Source organism: Tannockella kyphosi (genome assembly GCF_021054785.1).
In the GTDB taxonomy this organism is placed as follows: domain Bacteria; phylum Bacillota_I; class Bacilli_A; order Erysipelotrichales; family Coprobacillaceae; genus Tannockella; species Tannockella kyphosi.
Map to the genome: position 1 here is coordinate 1,380,967 of NZ_CP088239.1, position 23,853 is coordinate 1,404,819.

Sequence of the window (23,853 nt, forward strand, 5' to 3'; positions counted from 1 at the left end):
AGAATCAAATAGATTCTAAGTGAAAATATGATAGATTTTAAAAAAGAGATTGATGCTAGAAAAGATGATTTATTAAGAGACATTGCAACATTAATTGAAATTCCTTCTATGCAAGATGATGATACTGTTGGTGAAAACCAACCTTATGGGAAACCTTGTCGCGATGCACTTGACGCTATGTTAGCAATGGGGAAACGTGATGGTTTTGTATGTGATGAAGTAGATGGCCATGCTGGTCATATTGATATTGGTGAAGGGGAAGAATGTTTTGGTATTTTAGGACATTTAGATGTTGTTCCTGTGAATCCTGAAGGATGGAATAGTGATCCTTTTAAAATGACTATGATAGATGGGAAAATTTATGGGCGTGGTGTTGCTGATGATAAAGGACCTCTTCTTGCAGGATATTATGCTGCAAAAATTATTCATGATTTAGGTTTACCAACAAAAATGAAAACTCGTATTATTTTTGGATGTAATGAAGAATTAGGAAGTAATTGCCTAAGACATTATTTCCAACATCGACCTTATCCTGTTGCAGGATTTACACCAGATGCTGCTTTCCCAGTTATTTATGGTGAAAAAGCAGGAGCTCATGCGGCAATAAGTGGTACTGTTGCTTCAAAAGGATTAATTAGTATTTGTGCTGGTGAAAGATTTAATGTTGTTCCTGAGGTTTGTCATGCTACTCTTGAAGGTGCAGTTGAACTATATAGTGCCTCATTTGAAGCATTTAAAGCAGAACATCATGTAGGAGGTTCGTTAGAACAAGTTGGTGAAAATACATTAGTAACTATTATTGGGAAATCTGCTCATGCTAGTAAGCCTGAATTAGGTATTAATTCTATTGTAGTATTATGCCAATATATAACAACAGTATGCGATAACCAATTAGCAGCATTACTTGCTAATGAATTAAGTAACTACTATGGTAAAGCATTAAACATTGATCATGTTGGACAAATGGGTCCATTAACATTAAGTACTGGTGTTATTCGTTATGAAGATGAAAAAGCATTAATTCAAGTAGATATGCGTTGTCCTCATGATATGGATTTCGATCATCTAAAACAAGCATATAAAGACTTAGGTGAAAAATATGGTTTAGAAATAGATTTAGAAGTAGGAGAAGCATTATTTGTAGATCGTGAATCTGAGTTAATTAAAAAGCTTCATGGTGCCTATGTAACAATTAGTGGTGATACGAATCCACCTCAAGCTATCGGTGGAGGAACTTATGCAAAAACAATGCCTAACTGTGTTGGTTTTGGTCCTGAGTTTGTTGGTGAAGAAAACTTCATTCATGAAAATAATGAAAGTATTTGTGTAGAAAGCTTACTTAGAGCAATGGAAATATATGCAGTAGCATTATATGATTTAATTAAAGCCTAAAAGAGATCCTTGATCTCTTTTTTCTTTTCATTTATCCCCACTTTTGGTAGAATGGTTCTATGCAGACATGGTGAAACTGGTATACACGTTATCTTGAGGGGGTAATGGGCGATTGCTCGTGAGGGTTCAAGTCCCTTTGTCTGCACCAAATGCCAAAAAAGCCTTATTTTATAAGGCTTTTTATTATCCGTACACGATTTGTACACGAATCAAAAACAGGTATCATAAACATCTTCTAGATCATATACATCATCATCCCATAAATATATACTTATGTTTTTTATATTCTCTTTAAAAAATAAACTTTTTCACCAAATGTTATGCAATAAAAAAAGGTACAGTATCTTACGATATTGTACCAATATTTTATGGTTATTAACCCATTCTGTTGTAATATTCTACGATTAATGATTCATTGATTTCTTGGTTTAATTCTGATCTTTCAGGTAAACGAGTTAATTTACCAATTAATTTATCAGCATCTACTTCAACAAAAGCAACTGTATGACTTTTCGCTTCTAAACTAGCTTTAATAACTGCTAAGTTTTTAGATTTTTCTCTTACTTCGATAACATCTCCAATTTTAACTTGGTATGAAGGGATATCTGTTTTAACACCATTTACTAAGAAATGACCGTGGTTTACTAATTGTCTTGCTCCTCTTCTTGTAGTAGCAAATCCAAAACGATAAACAACGTTATCTAATCTTTGTTCTAATAAGAATAAGAAGTTATGACCATTGATACCAGCCATTTTTCCTGCTCTTTTGAATGTATTGTGGAATTGTTTTTCATTCACACCATACATATGTCTTACTTTTTGCTTTTCAGCTAATTGTAAACCATATTCAGTTTGTTTTTTTCTTTTTTGACCATGTTGCCCTGGTGCATAAGCTCTTCTGTTTAATTCTTTTCCATTCTCTAATGTAGAAAATCCTAAACGACGAGAGATTCTCCATTGAGGTCCTGTGTAACGTGACATTTTATGTCCTCCTATTGTTTTATTTGCATAAAACAATAACATTCATAGTCTATGTATGAGTTGTGTTTATACTAAGTATTTCACCTTGCAGTAAGTTACTTTACATCCAGCCGTTATAAACGCATTATTCATCACACTATGCATCTGCTATCATTCGTGCCATCTTAGAATACTTTATTTATAGAAAAAAGTCAAGTATATTCTTGACTTTTCTCTTTAGAAAATGATTATTTTTCTTGATAATCTTCTACCTTGTAAAAGAAATACCATACATGGAATAACCAAACAAAAAATAAAATAATTCTACCAACCACTACTCCACTCATCATAACAAAACCAAAAGCCATTAATCCTGAAATTAGACAAACTACACGGATTTTACTTTTTTTAGGCATCCCTTGTCCATTAATATAACTTTCTAAATTGTTTTTATATAATTTTGTAGATTTAAACCAATTATCCAATCTTTCGCTACTTTTTGAAAAACAAATAGCAGCTACCAATAAAAATGGAAAAGCTGGAACTAATGGTACAACAGCTCCAAAAAATCCTAACCCTAATCCAATAAAACCTACAATTATATATATTATTTTTTTTATATTCATTTTTTTCTCTCTTTCATCGTATTGCAAACATGTGACACTGCCAAGGTAGGTTTATAGAAAAGCATCCTTGGACCTGAAAATCGCATCACTTCTTTTATTTTTATTCTCATATCTGTTTTATAACAATGTATTGTACATGTTGAACAGAATGTTTTTGTTTCCTTTTTAGGACATTTTTCAATTCTTAGTTTTGCATATTCATATAATTCATTGCATGAATTACATAATTCTTTCGATTTATGTTTCTTTTTACAATATAGTTGAATCATAAAATATATTGTTTCTACTTCATTAAAAGATTGTTTCATTAACTAGCCCTCGTTTGTTCTAAAGAAACTACATTTTCAACTATTTCTAATGTAGATAAACGATGACTTACTAAGATTGTTGTACGACCTTTATCAAGATATAATGATTTTAAAATAATAGCTTCATTAAAGGCATCTAAATTACTTGTTGGTTCATCTAACAATAAGCAGGGAGCATTTTGTAAAAATGCTCTGGCTATCGCTAATCTTTGACATTGTCCACCTGATAAAGTTTCCCCTAGTTCACCTACTTGAGTTTGATATCCATTTGGTAAAGAAATAATAAAATCATGGATAGAAGCTTTTTTACAAGCTTCTATTATTTCTTGTTGGGTTGCATCTAGTCTAGCAATAAGAAGATTGTTTTCAATTGTATCATGGAATAAATGTGTAGTTTGAGTTACATATCCAATATTACTTCTTAAATGAGTTGTTTCTATTTCTTTTATGTTTTCATTATTAATAACTACTTTTCCTTTATTAACATCATAAAAACGCATCATTAGTTTTAGAATCGTTGATTTACCCATTCCTGATTTACCAATAATTCCATTTATTTTATGATCTTTTATATTTATTGTAAGGTTACTTATTATTTCTTGATCATAACCAAAAGAAATGTCATCCATTTTTATATTTTCTACTATTGGTTTACTACCTTTTTCTACTTCTTCTACAATAGGTTGTTCTTCAAGAATATCCAATACACGATTAGCACTTGCAATCGTTTGAGATAATCCACTTCCTAAATTCGCTAATGCTACAAAAGCTCCAAAAGAAGAATAAAGCATGATAGTAGTAATAAAAACTGTTTCTATTGCAATTGTACCAGCATTATATAAATAGATCCCTGTTATAAAAACAAGACAAGAAAAGAACGTAATAATAATATTAGTGATCGTTTGAGTAACTCCTAAAGAATATTTTAATTTTTGATTCACTTTATTCATTTCTTTATTTAAATATTTCATTTCATCTAACTTATGTTGTACATAGTTATATTGTTTTACTTCTTTAATACCTCGAATACTATCTAAAACATGACTATTTAAAGATGAAAATTGTTTTCTTTGATTTTGTCCAACAACTGCAATATGACCAGACATAAAGTATGGCAAGATTACTCCTACACATAAATAAGCTACTAATGCTATTAAGACATAACTAATATGAAAATAAGAAAATCCTAAAAGCATCAGGATAGCCATAATCAAAGCAATAAATACTGGTGATATCGTATGAGCAAAGAATATTTCTAATAATTCTATATCACTTGTAATTAATGCTACTAAATCACCTTTGTTACTACCATCTAGTTTTGCTGGTGCTAAGCTTCTTAATTTACCAAAAACTTTATCACGAATAAGTGCTAGCATTTTAAATGCAATATAGTGATTACAAGCATGTTCCATATAGTGTAAGATTCCTCGGGCAATTGCAAAAACAAACAATAATTGACACAATAGAAGAATACTATTTCCATTTATTAATTCCATTAATGCAAATGATGCGACAATTGTTACCCCACTAGCACATAAAAAGCCTAGTACACCTGTAATAATAGCGAGAATCATAAACCCTATTAAAGGACTAATTAATGCACTTAATTGTAGCATTACTTTCCATGTTGGTCTTTTAGACATGTAACATTTCCTCCTTTATCGATTCTTCCCCTTTTTGATGCATCCACAATTTTTGATAATAATCACTTGTTTCTAGTAAACTATCATGTGTTCCACTATCTACTATTTTTCCTTCTTCCATTAAATAAATAGCATCACTATCTACTACATTTGATAAACGATGCGTAATAAAAATAATAGTTTTCGTATTTTTCATACGATAAATTAAAGAAAGAATAGCATCTTCACTTTCTATATCAATATTACTAGTAGCTTCATCAAAGATATAAATATCACTATCATGTAACAAAGCTCTAGCTATCGCTAATCTTTGACATTGACCTCCAGATAAATTTGCTCCTTTTTCTAAAAGTTCCATTTCTAATCCATTTTGTTCTAAAACAAATTGATCTAAATGAACTTTCTTTAAAACATCCCACATTTGTTCTTTCGTAGCTAAAGGATTTGCCATTAAAAGATTCTCTTTGATTGTCCCTTTGAAAATATAACTAAAAGCACTTACTAACGTAATATTTTTATGAACATGACTTTCTTTTATAACACGTAATTCTTTTCCATCAATAGAAACAGAACCTTGATAATGTTTATTCATTCTTGTTAGAATACCTGCAATTGTAGATTTCCCACAACCACTTTGACCAACAAGAGAAACAAAAGAATTCTTTTTAATATTCATTGTTATTTTATTTAATACGATTTGATCTTCAACATATTGATATTGTAATTGTTTGATTTCAACATCTCCATTAGTAAAATCTAATACTCCATCTTGTGTTAAAGGACTATCTAATAATAAGAATATCTTTTTACTAGCTGCCATTCCATTCATTGCAATATGGAAGAAACTTCCTAACAAACGCATTGGCAAAAAGAATTCCGCAGATAATAAAATAATAATAAATACTCCTGCATAATCTATATTTCCTTGTGAACATTCATACAAAGAAAAAACAATACCTAAAGTTGCTCCACCATAAGCCATGATATCCATAACAGAAATAGAATTTAATTGCATTGTTAAAACACGCATTGTAATTTTACGGAACACTTCTGCTTGTTGATTCATTTTTTGGTGCATATATTCATCTGATTGATATATTTTTAAAGTAGTTAATCCTTGTAAATTTTCTAAAAAATGATCTCCTAATAAAGTATATTCATCCCAATACTTATTTAATAACTTCTTTGCTATCTTTTGAACTATGACAATAGAGATAGGAATAAGTGGGACACATAGAAATAGCACAAATGCTACTTTTATATGAATAGTAGCAATGGCTAGAAATAAAAAGATAGGTGCTAACATAGCATAGAAGAATTGTGGTAAATAATTAGAAAAATAGGTTTCTAATTGTTCTACTCCTTCACTGGATAATTGAACTAATTCTGCTGAAGAAAGAATTTCCATATAATCCATTCCTAGTTTCTCTGTTTTTTCATAGATCTTTCTTCGAATTGTACTTTTTACAGATATTGATGCTTCAAAGTTTTCTTTGTGATAACCAAGAATACAGAGACTTCGAATTGTTATTAAAAATAAAATAGCAATACAAAGAATGATTATATTTTGGTTCGTTATTGTTTGATTTAATAATTGTTTTAAGGTATTACCTAGTAAAAAGATAAGTAAAATATTATCTATTAGCGCTATTATTTGTAAAGAAACACTTTTTTTAATATGATTCTTTGCTTCTGGAACTAGTCCTATTAATCTTTTATTTATCATATAACTCCTTTTTATTAGAAATATTTGTTAGTATATGCTAACTATCATACAGTAATTATACGTATTGTCAACCTCTTTTCATGATAAAAAAAGAGCCTAAAAGGGACTCATTTTAATGTTAGTTAGCCAACATTTGTTCACTTAAATAAACTAATATTTTATCAAAAGGAAGTAATAAGAATACTGTTATTATATTATAAATAGTATTAAAATTTGCTAATTGAACAGATAAGTTATTTGGATTTGATATTTCTATAAATAATAAGATATCAAAAATCCAAAGACAAGGTATAAAACAAAGCATTCCTAGGATATTTATTAAAAAAGGTAATAATATTACTTGTCTTGTTTTTTTATTAGCTCCCACAATAGCTAACACACCCGTAAAACAAGTACCTATGTTTTGTCCAAATACTACCCATATTAACCAGCTTAGTGGTAAAGTATTTGTTAGTACAAAAGATTGTAATACAGCCAAAGAAGCACTAGAGCTTTGTAGAATAGCTGTTGTAATAATACCGAATATTAGTCCAACTAAAGGGTTTTCTAAAGAAGAAAATAATTCTATAAAAAGTATATTATTTTGCATACCTACTAGACTATAAGACATAATATCCATCGCTATAAATAAAATAGCAATACTTTGACATAATACACCAATATAAAAATAACTTGTCTCTTTTATAAAAAACAAAAAGAATCCAATTAACATAAGTGCTGGAATACATAAAGATAAGTCTAATATAAGTAAATGATTCGTAATAGTAGTTCCTATATTTGCTCCTAACAATATCCATAATGCTTGTAAAACATTAATATATCTAGTTTTTACTAATCCTAGTAAACAAATTAAAACAATGGATGAACTTTGCAGAAACATTGTTAACACTATCCCATATACAATAGCAATATACTTTATGCTAGTCAGCTTTTTTAATCCACCTAATAAGTAAGGACTGATTATTTTTTCTAACGCTTTGGTTAATAATTTAAATGCTATTAATAAAAGAAAAACACCTGTCATAAATAATATTATTCGTAACATCTATGTACCCACCTTAGTGTATCTTATGAATATCTTTTTTCATTAGAACAAAAAAACAACTTTTACAAGTTGTTTTCTAAATCTTTTCCATTTGTTTCAATAACTTTTTTATACCAATAAAAAGATTTCTTTTTATATCGTTTCCCATCTTTTAAATCTTTATCACTACGATTTACATAAATTGTTCCATAACGTTTCGCCATTTCCCCTTGGGAAGATAAAATATCAATTGGTCCCCACATTAAATATCCACGACAATCCACACCTTCAGCTACTGCTAACTTAATTTGTTCAATATGATATTTCATATAATTTATTCGATCATCATCTTGTACTGTTCCATCCACTAATTCATCACGCATCCCAAATCCATTTTCTACTACCGCCACTGGTAAACGATATTTAGCATAAATATCTCTTAGTCCAATACGTAATGTGACAGGATCAATTTGCCAACCCCATTCACTAGCTTTTAAATAAGGATTCAATGTTGTTTTTGCATTTCCATTCATTTCTACACTCATTTTGCCATCACTAGCAATTGTTGAAAAATAATAAGATAAAGTCAACCAATCACAAGTATTCTTTTTGAATAACTCTAAATCTCCTTCTTGCATTATAGGTAAATTATTTTCTTTTTGCATTTTAGCATACATATAAGCTGAATATTCACCATATGTAAACATTTCTAAATACATATCATTATTTGTCATTTGATTCATTGCTTCAAGAGCATCTAAAGGATTACATGTTGCAGCTAAATGAGGAATATAAATAACCATTCCTAATGCAAGTCCATTTTCTAATGTATGTACTTTTTCTACTACTTTTGCATGTGCTACAAAAGTATGATGAACTAATTGATTAATAAACATTTGTTCCTCAACATCTTCAGGACATACTGCTCCATAAGCAGTCTTGCGACTTCCTTTAATACCTATTGCATTTTGTTCATTAAATGATATCCATTGTTTGACACGATCCCCATATCTATCAATCATTTTATAGGCATAACTAACAAACATATCTACTACTTCTCGACTATAAAAACCATTATATTGTTCCATTAAAGACAAAGGCATTTCAAAATGATATAAAGAACACATTGGTTCCATCCCATGTTTTATCATAGAATCAATAAAATCATCATAAAATTGCATACCTTCTTCACTAAAATGAATCCCATCTGGACACACTCTTGACCAATCAATAGAAAAACGATAACTAGTAAATCCCATTTCTTCAAATAATCCAAAATCTTCATCATAACGATGAAAACTATCTATTCCATCCTTAAAATCAGAATGTTCAGGTTTTGGAAATAAATCACATACTGCTGGTTTCTTTCCACAAGCTTCATAAGCACCTTCACTTTGATGTGCAGTTACTGCTCCACCCCAAAAGAAATCTTTTCTTAATACCATTTTATAATCCCCCTTTATGTTTTTAGTATACTAAGTAAGCTTAATTACTTATTCTTTTTTCCTAAAAAGAAAAAGAAGAACAAAATTCTTCTATCCTTTTACTACAATATTTACTATTTTATTTGGTACTACAATAACTTTTACAATTTCTTTTCCATCAACATGTGCTTTAACATTATCTTGTTGGAAAGCAAGATCTTGAATTACTTCTTTATCTTCACCCATTGCAACAGTAATCGTTGCACGAAGTTTTCCATTTACTTGTACTGCCATATCTACACTATCACTTACTAACATAGCTTCATCATAAGTAGGCCATGTTTGATAAGTAACGGAATCATCATTTCCTAATAATTGCCACATTTCTTCTCCAATATGAGGAGCAATACAAGCAACCATTTTTACAAGATTTTTTGCATAAGGACGATATACTGTTTCTGCTTTATAACATTCATTTACAAAAATCATCATTTGAGAAATAGCTGTATTGAATCCTAATACTGCAAAATCATCTGTTACTTTTTTAACTGTTTGGTGATACACTTTATCTAATTTATGATCATTTTCATCACTTAGTTTGTTTGATTCAACCACTAAACGATAAACTCTATCTAACCATTTTCTAGCTCCATCTAGTCCATTTGTAGACCAAGGCAAAGCTGCTTCTAAAGGTCCCATAAACATTTCATAAAGACGTAATGCATCTGCTCCATGACTTTCTACAATATCATCAGGATTTACTACATTTCCTCTAGATTTAGACATTTTTTCATTATTTCCACCTAAAATCATTCCTTGATGGAATAATCTTTGCCAAGGTTCTTTTGAAGTGACAACACCACAATCATATAAAACCTTATGCCAGAAACGAGAATATAACAAGTGTAATACAGCATGTTCTGCTCCACCAACATATAAATCTACTGGTAACCATTTATTAATTAATTCAGGATCACAAATATGATCTTTATTTGTAGGATCAATATAACGAATATAATACCAACAAGATCCTGCCCATTGAGGCATTGTGTTTGTTTCTCTTCTACCTGCTTGACCGTCTACTTCAACACTCATCCATTCTTCACAATTCGCTAATGGAGATTCTCCAGAATCATGTGGTTGGAAGTTTTTAGTAGCTGGTAATTCTAATGGTAATTGATCCACCTGTACTGTACGCATTGATCCATCAGGCATATGTATAATAGGAATTGGTTCTCCCCAATAACGTTGTCTACTAAATAACCAATCTCTTAATTTATAAGTTATCTTTCTTTCACCACAACTATGTTCACTTAGCCATTCAATCATACATGCAATCGCTACTTCTTTATTCATACCATCTAAGAAAGAAGAATTAATATGTAAACCATCTTGAGTATAAGCAGTTTCACTAATATCTCCACCTTCTAACACTTGAATAATATCTAAATTGAATTTTTTAGCAAATTCATAATCACGATCATCATGAGCAGGTACTGCCATAATTGCTCCTGTACCATAACTAACTAATACATAATCAGCAATCCAAATAGGAATTAACTTCCCGTTTACAGGATTTACTGCATAACTACCAGTAAATACACCTGTTTTATCTTTTGATAATTCTGTACGTTCTAAATCTGATTTAGAAGCAATTGATTCTTTATAAGCAGCAACTTCTACTTTTTTATCTGCTGTAGTAATTTCTTCTACATAAGGATGTTCTGGTGCTAAAACACAATAAGTAGCTCCAAATAAAGTATCACAACGAGTTGTAAATACAGTAAAGACCTTATTAGTACCTTCTATTTTAAAATCAACATTAGCTCCTATTGATTTACCAATCCAATTACGTTGCATTTGTTTTGTTGCTTCAGGCCAATCTAAATCATCTAAATCATCAATTAATCTTTCTGCATATTCTGTAATTTTTAATACCCATTGACGCATTGGTTTACGTACAACAGGATGATCTCCACGTTCTGAACGACCATTAATTACTTCTTCATTAGCAAGAACTGCTTTTAATTCTGGACACCAGTTTACTGGAATCTCATCTACATAAGCTAATCCTTGATCATATAGTTTTGTAAAAATCCATTGTGTCCATTTATAATAATCAGGATCACTTGTTGCAATTTCACGGTCCCAATCATAAGAAAAACCTAATGATTTAATTTGTTCTCTAAATACATCAATATTCTTTTCTGTAAACTCTGCAGGATGATTCCCAGTTTGAATGGCATATTGCTCTGCTGGTAATCCAAATGAATCAAATCCCATTGGATGTAATACATTAAAACCTTGCATACGTTTCATTCTTGAAATAATGTCAGTTGCAGTATACCCTTCTGGATGTCCTACATGTAATCCATTTCCTGATGGATATGGAAACATATCCACACAATAATACTTTGGTTTGCTATCATCATAGCAATCTGTTTGAAACGTTTTATTTTCATCCCAATATTTTTGCCACTTAGGCTCTACTTGTTTATGATCAAACGGCATTCTTTTTTCCTCCTTAAAATTAAAAAAGTCGTCCTAATCTAAGGACGACTAATGTCGCGATACCACCTTAGTTCAAAGTCGCTAAAAAGACTTTGCACCTCAAAACTTTTAACGCAAGCTACACGTCATAAACTACTACATTCATTTATGCATCTCCTAGGCGAGTTCACAAGTTCGTTATATCAGTTTCCACCAACCACTGACTCTCTACATTAACTTATCTTCCTACTACTCCTAATCACTGATTTTTAATTCTTAAAAATTATAACATATAATTTCTTGAATGCAAAGGCTAATTTAAGGAACTTTTAGCTTCAAATTCCTTCACTTTTTCCTCTCTTTGTTTTAATCCTCCACCACAATGAATTTGATCCAATGAACAATGATTATGACAACTTGAACATCTAAAAGCATGTAAATATACTTTTAACTCTTCCCCTTCTATTCCTTCATCAGGCATTCTTTTTCTTTTTATTTTTTCTTTTATTTTCCCAAACATAATTTTTTCCCTTTTTTTAACTCTAATACGAAACAAGTTAGTTTACAAGATATATGCTCTAAAAGGTCACGTTTAGTGACCTTTTAATAAATTATAATTCTTCTTTAATAATTACTTCCTCTTCACCACATAAACAATCACTAAATAAGTTTAGTTTAGAACGTAATACTGCTTCTAATTGAGTAATTGTTTTAACCATTGATTCTACAGAAGTATTAATAGCTACTAATGTTTCTAAATCAACATCTTCCATAGCAACTACTGCTTGAATCTTTTCCCCTTCCGCATTCAATATATGTGATAGGGCAGTTTGTTCTAATGCTACAGACTCAATAATATCAGTAATCGCCTCATCTCGTGTTAATCCACTACTTACAATAACCGGCATTCCCATCTGTTTCTTCACCTCTTTTCTACTATACTTTATGCATTTATTTTTAATGTGCCTCTACAAAATGCCTATTTTTGAATAGTATAAAGAGAAAGGAGGAAACATGGAATTAGTTAATATCATTCATTTTACTAAATTACCATCTAACTATCACAAAATTCATTTTTGTTTAGTAGATCATATTTGGTATTTTTCTTATCAAAATAAGTTATATATTTATAATTTTTGTTTTTGTTTAGTAAATATAATAGAACTTACTCATTCTATAAAAGGATTAACATACTGTTCTTATTGCAATAAATTTTTAATTTATAATGATGGGTATTTATATTATTACAACAAGCAAATGATGTTAGAACAAAAAATAAGTTTATCATCTTATATCCATCAATACGGATGTATTCATTCCATTGAATGTGAAGAATGTAATAAAATAGTATGTTGTTTCAAAAAACACATTCTTATCATTCATTTAACTCAAGTAGATTATTACCTAGAATTTCCTCAAGAATTAGGTGTTTCCATTTGTAGCACATCTTGCATTCAAAAAGAACGTTATATTTTATCCTATCATCGAATATATACAAAAAATACAAGTTATCCTAGTTATCACAATTATCAAATTATCAATAGTTATGGAAGCAATGAATATTTATATGTTCTAGCATATCATGATTGTCATTATATTCTTTTACAATATCTCCCTTGTAAAAACTACCAAAATCATACAATTGCTTGTATTGAAAGTAATATTGCTAGAATATTGGACCAAGAAGCCAATAAAATACAGTATGCTTTAATGAATAAATGTTGTATAAAAGATATTATTTGTATTAATCATTGTGTAAAGGAAACCATTGATAGTGTTACTAAATTAGAATTAGTACTTATCAAGCGACTAATGACTAGTACAAATAACACACAAGTAGATTAAATGTATAGGATAACTTCGAATAACAAGTTATTATTGTAAACAAAAAACGAGCACTGCTCGTCTTTTGTTTTTATTTGGAAAGAATATAATAAAATAAGCAAGGGATGAAACTTTATTATACTAACCTTCCCTCTAATTTTCCGTATTTTCAATAATCTAGTTATTCACCAATACGAGGGTGATAAAATAATCTCTTTATTTAGTTATCGTTTGGCTAAATGATAACCATGAAATAATACTATTATTTCCAAGATTATTATTGTTCTTTCGAACTAATTTCACCTTAGCACTATAAAATGCTTTTTTCAACCTTTTCGTCACCAATCCTAAAAATTTTCCCATAATAAAAAGCTTTTCCATAAGGAAGAGCTTTTATTATTTATGTTTATAACCTGTCCACATACACATAATCATTGAAAATACTGCTGCATATGACCAAAATTTATGTTTCTTCATTTTTATTTCTCCCTTTATTGTTGTATTGGTTTTGTTGCATAAGCTGCTATTGCTAAAGTAGAAGAGTTATGTAACCAAGCAGATGTTGTTGCAGGAATAACCCCTAGTAAACCAAGGATAATTAGGACGGTATTAAAAGATACAATCATACCATATTGTTGATGAATTTTATCTATTAATCCTGTCGCCAATTTTCTAGCTTCTACAATCTTCATTAAATCATCATGTAAAACGGAAATATCAGCTACTTCTCTAGCAATATCAGAAGATCCATTTAGTGTTAGTGATACGTTTGCAGCACTAAGTGCTGGCGCATCATTAATACCATCTCCTACCATTAATACTGTTTTTCCACTTGTCTTTAAAGATTCCACAATATTTGCTTTTCCATCTGGTAAAACAGAAGAATAATATTTTTGAATTCCTAATAAATCACAAGTGTATTTTGCATTTCCTTCACTGTCTCCAGTAATCATAATCACTTCTTGAATACCTACTTCATATAACAAAGAAATCATTTCTTTTGCTTCTTTTCTAGGTGGATCATTCACACAAACAACCCCTACCAAGATTCCATCTATCGCTAAATAGACAGCACTATCGTTGGCAATCATTTCCGTTAACCATCCCTCTTTTTCAATCGGATATGTTACTTTTTCATCATCAAAAACAAAGTGTTTACTACCAATAATAGCTCTTTTATCGTTATAGGTACTTGCAATACCATGGGCTACAATATACTCTACTTTCCCATGACTTTCTGGATGTAATAACCCTTTCTCTTTTGCATCAGTGACAATCGCTAATGCAACACTATGTGGAAAATGTTCTTCTAAGCAAGCTGCTACTTTTAAAATCTCATCTTCATTATATTCATCACTAATAGGAATAATCTTTGATACTTTCGGAAGTGCATTAGTAAGAGTTCCTGTTTTATCAAAAACAACCGTATCCACTTCTGATAAAATTTCTAAATATTTCCCACCTTTTATTAAAATACTGTTATTGACACTTTCTTTTAGTGCTGAAATGATTGTTATCGGTGTTGTTAATTTAATAGCACAAGAAAAATCGACCATCAATACAGTTAGTGCTCTTGTAAAGTTACCAGTCAACGCTAACGTTACTGCAAACATACCAAAGCTTACTGGTACAATATCATCTGCTAATCTTTCAGCATTGCCTTGAATATTTGCTTTTTCTTTTTCACCTGTATCAATTAGATTTAGAATTTTTGCAATTCTAGAATCATTTCTCAAACTTTCTACCATTACATTAATTTCGCCATCTTCTATCACAGTTCCTGCAAACACACTACCATTTGTACTCTTATGTACCGCTAATGGTTCACCAGTCATTGTTGATTCATTAATAAAAGCATCTCCAGATACAATTGTTCCATCAATTGGTATTAAACTTCCCTGACGTATTTTAATAACATCTCCAACTTGTACTTCTTCCATTGGGATTTCTATTTCTACATTATCTTTTACCAACCATACTCGATCAACACTAATCGATAAGCTTTGAGCTAGGGCATTTTTAGCACGCATATTCGCATATTCTAATAACATATCCGATAACTGTAATAAAAACATGGTTGAACTTGCTGTTTTATAATTCTTACAACAAAGTGATGTTCCTATTGCAGTAGCATCTAACACTTCTACATTTAATTTTTGTTCTTTTAGGGAATGTAATCCCATTTTAAAATAGGGAATCGCACGATAACAAGCAAGATATCCTCGACAACCAGTAGGAAGAAAAGCTGCTTTTGCAAACTGTTTCACACAGTGTGCCATTACTTTTGTTTTTATTTTTTCCTCTAATTGTTTTGTTTTTTGCTCTTCATTCCCTTCGCTTTCACTTAAATCATATACTGATAAGTTTGCAAGTAACTCTAATACAGTATTTCTTAAGTCTTGATCACGATATTCAATAAGCACTGATCCATTCGCATCATTTACATATGCATTTTCTATTCCATTATAAGAAAGGAGCATGTCGGCCAAAGCAAAACATTGCCCCTTAGAGAAGACATATTTCCCAAAACGTAGTCTTAAACGACCAGGCTTATCGCATACTATTTTATATTTCATATGCTTTTCCTCATTATCTATTTGTTATTCACCACAATCACAATCTTTTTTTGCTAATGCTTTTGCTTCATTACAAATTTCTTCTGCTTCTTCACGTAAGTTTGTTACTTCTTCCATCACTGTATCTTTTAAAATAATTCCTTGAGCAATCCCTTGTACTGTTAATTCACGAGCTTTTTTTGTTTTAGCTACTTGTAGACCAGCAATACCTGCCACTACTCCACCTAAAAATAAAGCTACTTTTTCTTCTTTAAAAAAACCAAACATATCTAAATACCTCCTTTTTTTCTTTAATGATACCATTTTAACAACCTAAAAACAAGCGTACAAAAAAAGCTTTTTATAAGTGTTTTCTTACAAAAAGCTAATTTACTAAGCTAATTTTTTACCTAATTCAAAACATTCAACTTGTGATAGTTCATCAGGTTCATCATTACAAATAAATGTGTCTACTAAAGTTGCTGAACAATCTTGTTTCCAATCATCCATCCATTCTCCAGAACCCCATCCATAAGATCCAAATAAAACTACTTTCTTTGTTCCAAGTGATCCTTTCACAGAATCCCACATTGGTTGAAAATCACACTCTTCTAGATTTTCAGCTCCCATTGATGGACAACCAAACGCATAAGCATCATAATTAGCACATGCTTCTTCCTTGAAATCTACCGCTTGAATTGAATCAACTTCAAAGCCAGCTTCAACAGCACCTTTCGCTACAAATTCCGCCATTTTTTCTGTATTACCAGTCCCACTCCAATAAACTACTGCTACTTTACTCATAAACATCCTCCTTTTTAGTTATGGTTAGCCAACACTAACTAAATCCATTTTACCATGATATCGCACATCTTACTAGTGATTAGATAAATAATAATAAACTTATTGCCATAATCGCCATACCACTTATTAATCCCCACATTGCAATATGATGTTCTCCATACTCTCTAGCTGCCGGTAATAACTCATCTAAACTAATATAAACCATAATCCCAGCAACCGCTGCAAAAATAAATCCAAATGCTTCATCACCAATAAATTGAATAAATAGAAAATATCCTAAAATAGCACCTACTGGTTCTGATAAACCTGATAAAAAAGAATAAATAAAAGCCTTTGAACGACTACCGGTCGCATAGAAAATTGGTACTGCCACTGCAATCCCTTCTGGAATATTATGAATAGCAATTGCAAATGTAATTGCTATTCCCATTGTTGGATCTTGATAAGCAGCAATAAAAGTAGCTAATCCTTCAGGAAAATTATGGATTCCAATTGCTAATGCAGTAAAAACACCCATTCTCATAAGACGTTGTTTATGATCTTCACTATTTCCATCCATTTCTTCTACTGTATGAATTTCATGAGGATTCCCCATTTCTGGTATCAGTTTATCAATTATTGCAATAATGAATATCCCTCCAAAAAATCCTAAAACCGTAAAAGTATTCCCTAACTTCTCACCATAAACCAATACTAAAGAATCTACTGATTTACTAATTATTTCCACAAATGATACATATAACATAACTCCAGCTGATAAACCTAAGCTAAAAGATAAGACTTTCTTATTTGTCTGTTTTGTAAATAAAATCATTGCACTTCCTAAACCTGTTGCAATTCCTGCGATCATTGTTAAGGATAATGCAAACAATACGTTTCCTTCCATATTATCCCTCTTCTCTAGTTAGCATGTGCTAACTAATGTTAGTTTATCACTCCCTTTGTCTTTTTACAAGTAAAATACATTATTTTTTATATTTCTAAATCAAAATAAACTATGGGAAAGATATTTTTTCTTATTTATTATCTCTTATTCGTGTACAAGCTATAAACAAAATAAAAAAACCTTTATAAAATAAAGGTTTTCTAGTCAAATGGTGCCCAAGGTCGGAGTCGAACCGACATGACATAAGTCGCAGCATTTTGAGTGCTGTGCGTATACCAATTTCGCCACTTGGGCTTATTTACTGCATGTATTATTCTACTACTTCATAAGTGAAATTGCAAGAAAATAATTGAGATGTTTCTTTCTATTTGATAAAATAGAATTATATATAAGGAAGGAGTGTTGTTTATGGAAAATGCTTTTCAAATAAGAATGCATTCATTGTTACAAGAGGAATATCCTGCTTTTATAGAAGCTTTACAAAAAGATTCTGTGAAAGGATTTTATACAAATCCTTTAAAGAGTGATTGTATTGCTTATTTAGATTCTAAATATATTCATCATCATCCTTATATTCATCATGGTTATACGTTTGATTATCAAGATTATCCTTTAGGAAAACATCCTTATTTTGCTTGTGGAACATATTATATTCAAGAACCTAGTGCAATGGTTGTTGGTGATTTATTGGATGTTAAAGAAGATGATTATATTCTTGATATGTGTGGGGCTCCTGGAGGGAAAACATGTCAGGTGGCTAGTAAATTGTCTTTGGAAGGATTAATGATTACAAATGATATTACTAGTAATCGTGCTACTATTCTTTCTAGTAATGTAGAACGTTTTGGTTTAGAGAATACGATTGTAACAAATTGTGATCCTGTTCATTTTAGTTCTATTTTTCCTGGTTATTTTGATAAAATTATTTTAGATGCACCTTGTTCTGGAGAGGGTATGTTTCGTAAACTAGATCAAGCAATTACTACTTGGTCTGTTCAAAAGGTAATAGATTGTGCTATTATTCAAAGAAATTTAATCGATCATGCCTATTCTATGTTAAAAGAAGATGGCATCTTAATCTATTCTACTTGTACCTATTCTCTAGAAGAAAATGAGCAACAAGTACAATACTGTATCGATGAATTAGGGATGGAACCTATTCGTATCCCTCTACAAAATGGAATGCAACCTGGCATAAATCAACCTACTAGCATCCGTTTGTATCCTCATTGTAATCATGGTGAAGGTCATTTTGTTGCAATGTTACAAAAAAAACAATCAACAAAAGATTGCAAAGTAAAAAGAATGCAAACAAATTGTAACAAGGAACAAATTCAGTTAGTTACAAAATTTTATCATGATTATTTAAACATTCCTGTTCCATCTCACTTATATAATTCAAACAATCATATTTATGCTTTTCAAAATCACTTTCCTGATTTAAAAGGTGTTCGAGTATTACGTAATGGCTTATATTTAGGAGAATGTAAAAAAGGAAGATTTGAACCAAGTTTATCTTTAGCTCATACTTTACATAAAAAAGAAGTGAAACAGTATTATCAATTTAGTGCTAATTCTAAAGAAGTTCAAGATTATTTATTAGGTCTTACATTAGAAGGTAGTAATAACAAAGGATATGGAATAATATTTGTAGATGATTTTGCTCTATCTTTTTATAAAGAAAGCAATAATCAAATTAAAAACTTATACCCTAAAGGGTTACGAATAAAAAAATAGAGTTCTTAGGAACTCTATTTTTCATGTGTTTGAATGCATTCTTTAATTCTTTGTTGGACCATTACTGCTATTTCATTTGTATTCATATCTTTGTATTCATCATAATAAATAGCCGGCAAGTAATGTATTTGCACAGTTACTGGTTGAATAGAGGGTACATCAAATACTTTATAACTATCAATAATAGCTACTGGTACAATTGGTGCCCTACTAGATGTCGCTATTTTAAAGGTTCCACCTTTAAAATCTAACATTTCATTTTTATTTTTACAACGTGTTCCTTCTGGAAAAACAAAGAAGTTTTGTCCTTCTTTAATCGCATTAGCTGCTTGTTTAATAATACGCACAGACCCACGTACATCATCACGATCCATCGGAATGCAATCTAGAATAGTAATAATATCTTTCATTAAGAAAACTTTTGTTAGTTCTATTTTTACAATTGCTCTTGCAGGTGTTGGATGTGTTTGTACTATTGCTACAGGATCTTCTAAACCTTGATGATTTGGTGTCATTAAGTAACCTGATTGTTCAGGTAAGTTCTCTAAACCATAGGTTTGAACTTTTACTCTTGCTTTTTTATTAATAATGCTTACTTTTTCTTTCATAAACATATATCTTTGTTCATGACTATATTTTTGTGTATCTTTGTATCTAGGTACTAAAACACCTAACCAATAAGGTACTAAATATAAGATTCTTATAACAATTAAGATAATTCTTTTCATCTTTATACCTGGTATATTATAAATGACTCATTTAACAGTCGTTATAGATATACCATTTTCCTTTCTATCAACCTTATTTATACGTGGTTGATTACGTTTAGGTAAGAGTATAAAATATGAATATGTGTTTGTGGATTTAAAATTTCACCTGTGGCTTTGACTACTTTAGAGAGGGTTCTACCACACCTTATTCCAAAATAACAATTAGTTAGATGAGTCTCGAATTCGTATATTGAACCAGGTTTTATGGTTTAAGTGTCGTGGTTACACAATCGCATAAAAAAGAAAGAAGGTACAACTACTATGAAAATCATTGGCATCGACATTGGCAAACTAAGTCATGTTTTTTCTGTTATGAACAAAGAAGATGGAGAAATCTTAGTTAACGCATCAAAGATTTCAAACAACAAAGAAGGGTTTGATTATCTTATAAAGACATTAAATAAATATCCAAAAGATCAAATCCTTATTGGTATGGAAGATACCGGTCATTATCACTTTGCATTGCTCAAGTATTTACTCGTTAAGAAGTACACTGTTGCACTAATTAATCCAACAACTACTGATTTATCACGCAGACTCCATGGTGGTATTACAAAAACAGATGCACTTGATACGATAACAATTTGTGATATCTTATCTTCATCAAATCGTAATAAAGCCTATCGTATTTCAAAAGAAAACTCATTTGAGTTTTATGAACAAAAGCAATTAACAAGGCATCATCATAATTTAAAAGAAGAATTAAACGTCTACACAAATCGTCTTCAAAAGTGTATTGATATTGTTTTCCCTGAATATAACAGCCTTTTTAAGTCAAAATACGGAAATGTATATATGCGTTTATTAAAAACATTTCAAAGCGCTAGTAAAATATCAAAAGCTGATATACGCCTAATTCGTAAATGCTTTGATATTAAGGGAAGAGGATTAAGGATTTCATTAACTCCTGAAGAAGTGAAAGAAGTAGCCAAACATTCCATTGGTATGTCATCGATTGCAGAAGAAATTCAAATCAAACATTTAATTGATCAAATTGAATTACTTAAGGCACAACTTGATGAAATAGACAAAAAAATAGAAGAGTTTTCCATTGAAAACAACTCTCCTATACTATCCATACCAGGAATTTCTCACTTCTCTGGTACGTCTATTTTAACAGAATTAGGAAATATAAACAACTACTCTAAATCTTCTAAAATAATTAAATTTGCAGGAGTTGCTCCATATCATTATGAATCAAGCCAGTACACAGCCAAACACAGCGCAATAACAAAGAAAGGTTCTAAGTACTTAAGAAAAACCTTATATCAAATTATCTTGCCTGTAATCAATCATAACCCCGTGTTTAAAGCCTACTATCAAGAAAAGCTAGCACAAGGGAAAGGACATCGTTGTGCCCAAGGTCACTGCATCCGAAAATTACTTCGAGTTATATATCATTTATTAAAAACAAATCAAACATTTGATCCATCATTATTACGATAAGTATATGTGAAATGTTTCACACAACTTTCTTTATAAGAAGGTGTTTTCATTGTGCCAAAAAACAAGCACATATTCATATTTTCAAAGATCTCTTTACTCTTTAACTAACATTTATCAAATAACTATAATTTTCAAACTTTTTCATAAAGCTACTTGACTTTTATATAGTTAGCTCTCTAGTATATTCCTGTAACATAAATGTTTCAAATGGTGTTTCTTTTGAAAGTTGATAATCAAATGCTTCAAAACTAGGAAAATAAGTTTCTCCTGTATGAGTTCCCGGTACTCTTGATATTAATAACTTACTAGCATAAGGTAATGCTTGTTTATAAATAGAAGCTCCTCCAGAAATAAATAATTCTTCTTCACTATTTTTATATTCTTCTAATAATCCAATTAAATCTCGACATACACTTACTCTTTCATCAACAAATTCATCAAAACTAACAACAATCGTTTTACGATTTGGTAGTGGTCTACCAATTGCTTGATAAGTAGTTAATCCCATTACAATCGTTTTATTAATTGTTGTTTCTTTAAAATGTTTTAAATCTTCTGGTAAAGACCAAGGCATTCCATTACTAGAATCCTCTTTTCCTATCAACAGATTATCATCTGTTGCTACTATTATTGTAATCATTAAACACTTACCTTTCCGACTAATTTACCATGACATTGATAGTCTTCTATTTTAATATCTTCTATTTTAAAATCAAAAATAGATTTCACTTCTTTATTTAATACTAATTTACATGTTGGTAATACTTCTCTAGAAATTTGTTCTTTCACTACATCAAAATGATCTAAATAAATATGTGCATCCCCTATTGTATGTACAAATTCTTTGGCTTGATAACCACAAACTTGTGCTAACATTTCCGTCATCAAAGCATAAGAAGCAATATTAAAAGGTACCCCTAAAAAGATATCTGCACTTCTTTGATATAGTTGACATGATAAGTATTTTTTATCAGCACTTACATAAAATTGTAAGAAAGCATGACATGGTGGTAAAGCCATTTTATCAATTTGGGCAGGATTCCAAGCACAAACAATATGTCTTCTTGAAAAAGGATTGTTTATTAAACTATCTACAAGTTGTTGAATTTGATCAACTCCTTCTTCATTAAAATCACGCCACTGTTTTCCATATACAGGACCCAATTCTCCATATTTTCCTGCAAAAATATCATCTGTTTTTATCTTTTCAATAAATTCATCCATTGTTTCTCCTTGAAACTCTGGAGTTTTTGTATATGCAACATATGGCCATTCATTCCAAATACGAACATTACGATCCACTAAATATTTAATATTTGTATCGCCTTTTAAAAACCATAGCAATTCTTCTGCAATAGGTCTTAAAAACATTTTCTTTGTTGTTAGAAGGGGAAACCCTTCTAACAAATTATATCTTGTTTGGTATCCAAAAACACCTCTTGTACCAGTACCTGTACGATCATCTCGATCATCACCATTTTCTAAAACATACTGACACATTTCTAAATACTGTTTCATAAGCTCTCCTTTATTTTATGGTTTGTTTCTCATTTTCTTTTTTACAACGCCCACGATAATCTTCCATCATCTTTTTGAATATTTCTCCATTAGATGGTGGTGTATACGTAATAGCATTGGCACCAGCTTGGATTGCTTCTTTAATCGTTTCATCACTAGGTCCACCAGTTGCAATAATAGGGAAATCAGGATCTATTTTACGTAATTCCTTGATAATTTTCACTGTATCTTTGCCACCTGAAACATTAACAATACTTGCTCCAGAATGAAGCATTCTTTCTTCTAAGTCTTCATCTAAAGAAATAATTGATAATACAATAGGAATATCAATATGTTGTGCTAATGATTTAATGAATTCTGTTTTAGTAGGAGCATTTAAAACGACTGCTATTGCCCCGTGTAATTCTGCATCTAATGCAATTTCACGAACTCTTGAACCAGCTGTAGTACCACCACCTACTCCAACAAATACTGGACGTTGTGAGACATCGATAATTGCATTTGTTATTTGAAGAGTTGGGGTAAAAGGATATACTGCAATAATTGCATCTCCATCACTATTAGCAATGACAGCAACATCGGTTGAAAATAACAAAGATTTCACTCTTGTTCCATTAATGATAATTCCACTTGCATCACGAATACACTTAGGAACACTTACATTATGTCCACGAAGTTTGGAATTAATTACTGGGACTTCTTTTTTCATAAATACCTCCT

General features: G+C 30.5%; 22 protein-coding genes, 2 tRNA genes and 1 other annotated feature. Of the genes, 5 read left to right on the forward strand and 19 right to left on the reverse strand.

The window, feature by feature from the left end; translation table 11 throughout:
• The first annotated feature begins 27 nt into the window (after positions 1-27).
• A complete protein-coding gene (pepV, locus tag LRR82_RS06830) occupies positions 28-1,392 on the forward strand; it encodes a dipeptidase PepV (RefSeq protein WP_249028689.1) in 1,365 nt (454 codons plus the stop codon).
• Positions 1,393-1,453: 61 nt separating this feature from the next.
• A tRNA-Leu gene (locus tag LRR82_RS06835) sits at positions 1,454-1,540 on the forward strand.
• A gap of 227 nt (positions 1,541-1,767) precedes the next feature.
• Here LRR82_RS06835 and rpsD read toward each other — a convergent pair.
• The 10 genes from rpsD to LRR82_RS06885 form a co-directional block, all read right to left on the reverse strand.
• Positions 1,768-2,373, reverse strand: a complete 606-nt coding sequence (gene rpsD, locus LRR82_RS06840; RefSeq protein WP_249028690.1) for a 30S ribosomal protein S4 — start codon at positions 2,371-2,373, stop codon at positions 1,768-1,770.
• 227 nt (positions 2,374-2,600) lie between these two features.
• Positions 2,601-2,978: a YbaN family protein gene (locus tag LRR82_RS06845; protein WP_249028691.1), complete on the reverse strand. Its 378-nt coding sequence runs from the start codon at positions 2,976-2,978 to the stop codon at positions 2,601-2,603.
• Positions 2,975-3,286 (reverse strand): nitrous oxide-stimulated promoter family protein, encoded by a 312-nt coding sequence (locus tag LRR82_RS06850; RefSeq protein WP_249028692.1) that lies wholly within the window; start codon positions 3,284-3,286, stop codon positions 2,975-2,977. The genes LRR82_RS06845 and LRR82_RS06850 overlap by 4 nt, the downstream gene beginning before the upstream one ends.
• Entirely contained in the window at positions 3,286-4,929 is a 1,644-nt protein-coding gene (locus LRR82_RS06855; RefSeq protein WP_249028693.1) for an amino acid ABC transporter ATP-binding/permease protein, read from the reverse strand. Before LRR82_RS06855 ends, LRR82_RS06850 begins: the two co-directional genes overlap by 1 nt.
• Positions 4,922-6,655, reverse strand: a complete 1,734-nt coding sequence (locus tag LRR82_RS06860; RefSeq protein ID WP_249028694.1) for an ABC transporter ATP-binding protein/permease — start codon at positions 6,653-6,655, stop codon at positions 4,922-4,924. Before LRR82_RS06860 ends, LRR82_RS06855 begins: the two co-directional genes overlap by 8 nt.
• 118 nt (positions 6,656-6,773) lie before the next feature.
• On the reverse strand, positions 6,774-7,700 hold the full coding sequence (locus LRR82_RS06865; protein WP_249028695.1) for a Na/Pi symporter: 927 nt from the start codon (positions 7,698-7,700) through the stop codon (positions 6,774-6,776).
• Between the two features lie 62 nt (positions 7,701-7,762).
• Positions 7,763-9,124 carry a glycoside hydrolase family 1 protein gene (locus tag LRR82_RS06870; protein WP_249028696.1) on the reverse strand — a complete coding sequence of 454 codons (1,362 nt, stop codon included), beginning with the start codon at positions 9,122-9,124 and terminating at the stop codon, positions 7,763-7,765.
• 90 nt (positions 9,125-9,214) lie between these two features.
• A complete protein-coding gene (gene leuS / locus LRR82_RS06875) occupies positions 9,215-11,614 on the reverse strand; it encodes a leucine--tRNA ligase (RefSeq protein ID WP_249028697.1) in 2,400 nt (799 codons plus the stop codon).
• Positions 11,615-11,651: 37 nt separating this feature from the next.
• Positions 11,652-11,865, reverse strand: a binding site (T-box leader).
• A 41-nt stretch (positions 11,866-11,906) separates the two neighbouring features.
• The gene (locus tag LRR82_RS06880) at positions 11,907-12,113 is read right to left on the reverse strand and encodes a hypothetical protein (protein WP_249028698.1); all 207 of its coding nucleotides are present in this window, start codon (positions 12,111-12,113) and stop codon (positions 11,907-11,909) included.
• Positions 12,114-12,204: 91 nt separating this feature from the next.
• Positions 12,205-12,507, reverse strand: a complete 303-nt coding sequence (locus LRR82_RS06885; RefSeq protein ID WP_249028699.1) for a hypothetical protein — start codon at positions 12,505-12,507, stop codon at positions 12,205-12,207.
• Between the two features lie 100 nt (positions 12,508-12,607).
• Between LRR82_RS06885 and LRR82_RS06890 the strand changes: the two genes are divergently transcribed.
• On the forward strand, positions 12,608-13,438 hold the full coding sequence (locus LRR82_RS06890; RefSeq protein WP_249028700.1) for a hypothetical protein: 831 nt from the start codon (positions 12,608-12,610) through the stop codon (positions 13,436-13,438).
• Between the two features lie 470 nt (positions 13,439-13,908).
• On the opposite strand, the gene LRR82_RS06895 is transcribed toward LRR82_RS06890, so the two are convergent.
• The 5 genes from LRR82_RS06895 to LRR82_RS06915 all read right to left on the reverse strand — a co-directional run bounded on the left by LRR82_RS06895 (position 13,909) and on the right by LRR82_RS06915 (position 17,956).
• A complete protein-coding gene (locus LRR82_RS06895; protein ID WP_249028701.1) occupies positions 13,909-15,993 on the reverse strand; it encodes a heavy metal translocating P-type ATPase in 2,085 nt (694 codons plus the stop codon).
• A 24-nt stretch (positions 15,994-16,017) separates the two neighbouring features.
• Positions 16,018-16,260 (reverse strand): DUF6110 family protein, encoded by a 243-nt coding sequence (locus LRR82_RS06900; protein ID WP_249028702.1) that lies wholly within the window; start codon positions 16,258-16,260, stop codon positions 16,018-16,020.
• A gap of 105 nt (positions 16,261-16,365) precedes the next feature.
• Positions 16,366-16,776, reverse strand: coding sequence for a flavodoxin (locus LRR82_RS06905; protein WP_249028703.1), 411 nt, complete (start codon positions 16,774-16,776; stop codon positions 16,366-16,368).
• 79 nt (positions 16,777-16,855) lie between these two features.
• Positions 16,856-17,662 carry a zinc transporter ZupT gene (gene zupT / locus LRR82_RS06910; RefSeq protein WP_249028704.1) on the reverse strand — a complete coding sequence of 269 codons (807 nt, stop codon included), beginning with the start codon at positions 17,660-17,662 and terminating at the stop codon, positions 16,856-16,858.
• Positions 17,663-17,871: 209 nt separating this feature from the next.
• Positions 17,872-17,956, reverse strand: a tRNA-Leu gene (locus LRR82_RS06915).
• A gap of 114 nt (positions 17,957-18,070) precedes the next feature.
• On the opposite strand from LRR82_RS06915, the gene LRR82_RS06920 reads away from it, so the two are divergent.
• A complete protein-coding gene (locus LRR82_RS06920) occupies positions 18,071-19,399 on the forward strand; it encodes an RsmF rRNA methyltransferase first C-terminal domain-containing protein (protein WP_249028705.1) in 1,329 nt (442 codons plus the stop codon).
• A 14-nt stretch (positions 19,400-19,413) separates the two neighbouring features.
• Here the strand turns inward: LRR82_RS06920 and LRR82_RS06925 are convergent, their stop codons facing one another.
• Positions 19,414-20,127, reverse strand: coding sequence for a lysophospholipid acyltransferase family protein (locus LRR82_RS06925; protein WP_249028706.1), 714 nt, complete (start codon positions 20,125-20,127; stop codon positions 19,414-19,416).
• Positions 20,128-20,430: 303 nt separating this feature from the next.
• Between LRR82_RS06925 and LRR82_RS06930 the strand changes: the two genes are divergently transcribed.
• Positions 20,431-21,615, forward strand: a complete 1,185-nt coding sequence (locus LRR82_RS06930; RefSeq protein WP_249028707.1) for an IS110 family RNA-guided transposase — start codon at positions 20,431-20,433, stop codon at positions 21,613-21,615.
• Between the two features lie 160 nt (positions 21,616-21,775).
• Here LRR82_RS06930 and LRR82_RS06935 read toward each other — a convergent pair whose 3' ends face one another.
• Genes LRR82_RS06935 through LRR82_RS06945 form a run of 3 tightly spaced genes read right to left on the reverse strand, consistent with a single transcriptional unit; the run spans position 21,776 to position 23,842 of the window.
• Complete coding sequence (locus tag LRR82_RS06935) at positions 21,776-22,255, reverse strand: dihydrofolate reductase (protein WP_249028708.1); 480 nt, start codon at positions 22,253-22,255, stop codon at positions 21,776-21,778.
• Positions 22,255-23,133 carry a thymidylate synthase gene (locus LRR82_RS06940; RefSeq protein ID WP_249028709.1) on the reverse strand — a complete coding sequence of 293 codons (879 nt, stop codon included), beginning with the start codon at positions 23,131-23,133 and terminating at the stop codon, positions 22,255-22,257. Before LRR82_RS06940 ends, LRR82_RS06935 begins: the two co-directional genes overlap by 1 nt.
• Before the next feature lie 10 nt (positions 23,134-23,143).
• Positions 23,144-23,842, reverse strand: a complete 699-nt coding sequence (locus tag LRR82_RS06945) for a beta/alpha barrel domain-containing protein (RefSeq protein ID WP_249028710.1) — start codon at positions 23,840-23,842, stop codon at positions 23,144-23,146.
• Positions 23,843-23,853 lie beyond the last annotated feature (11 nt).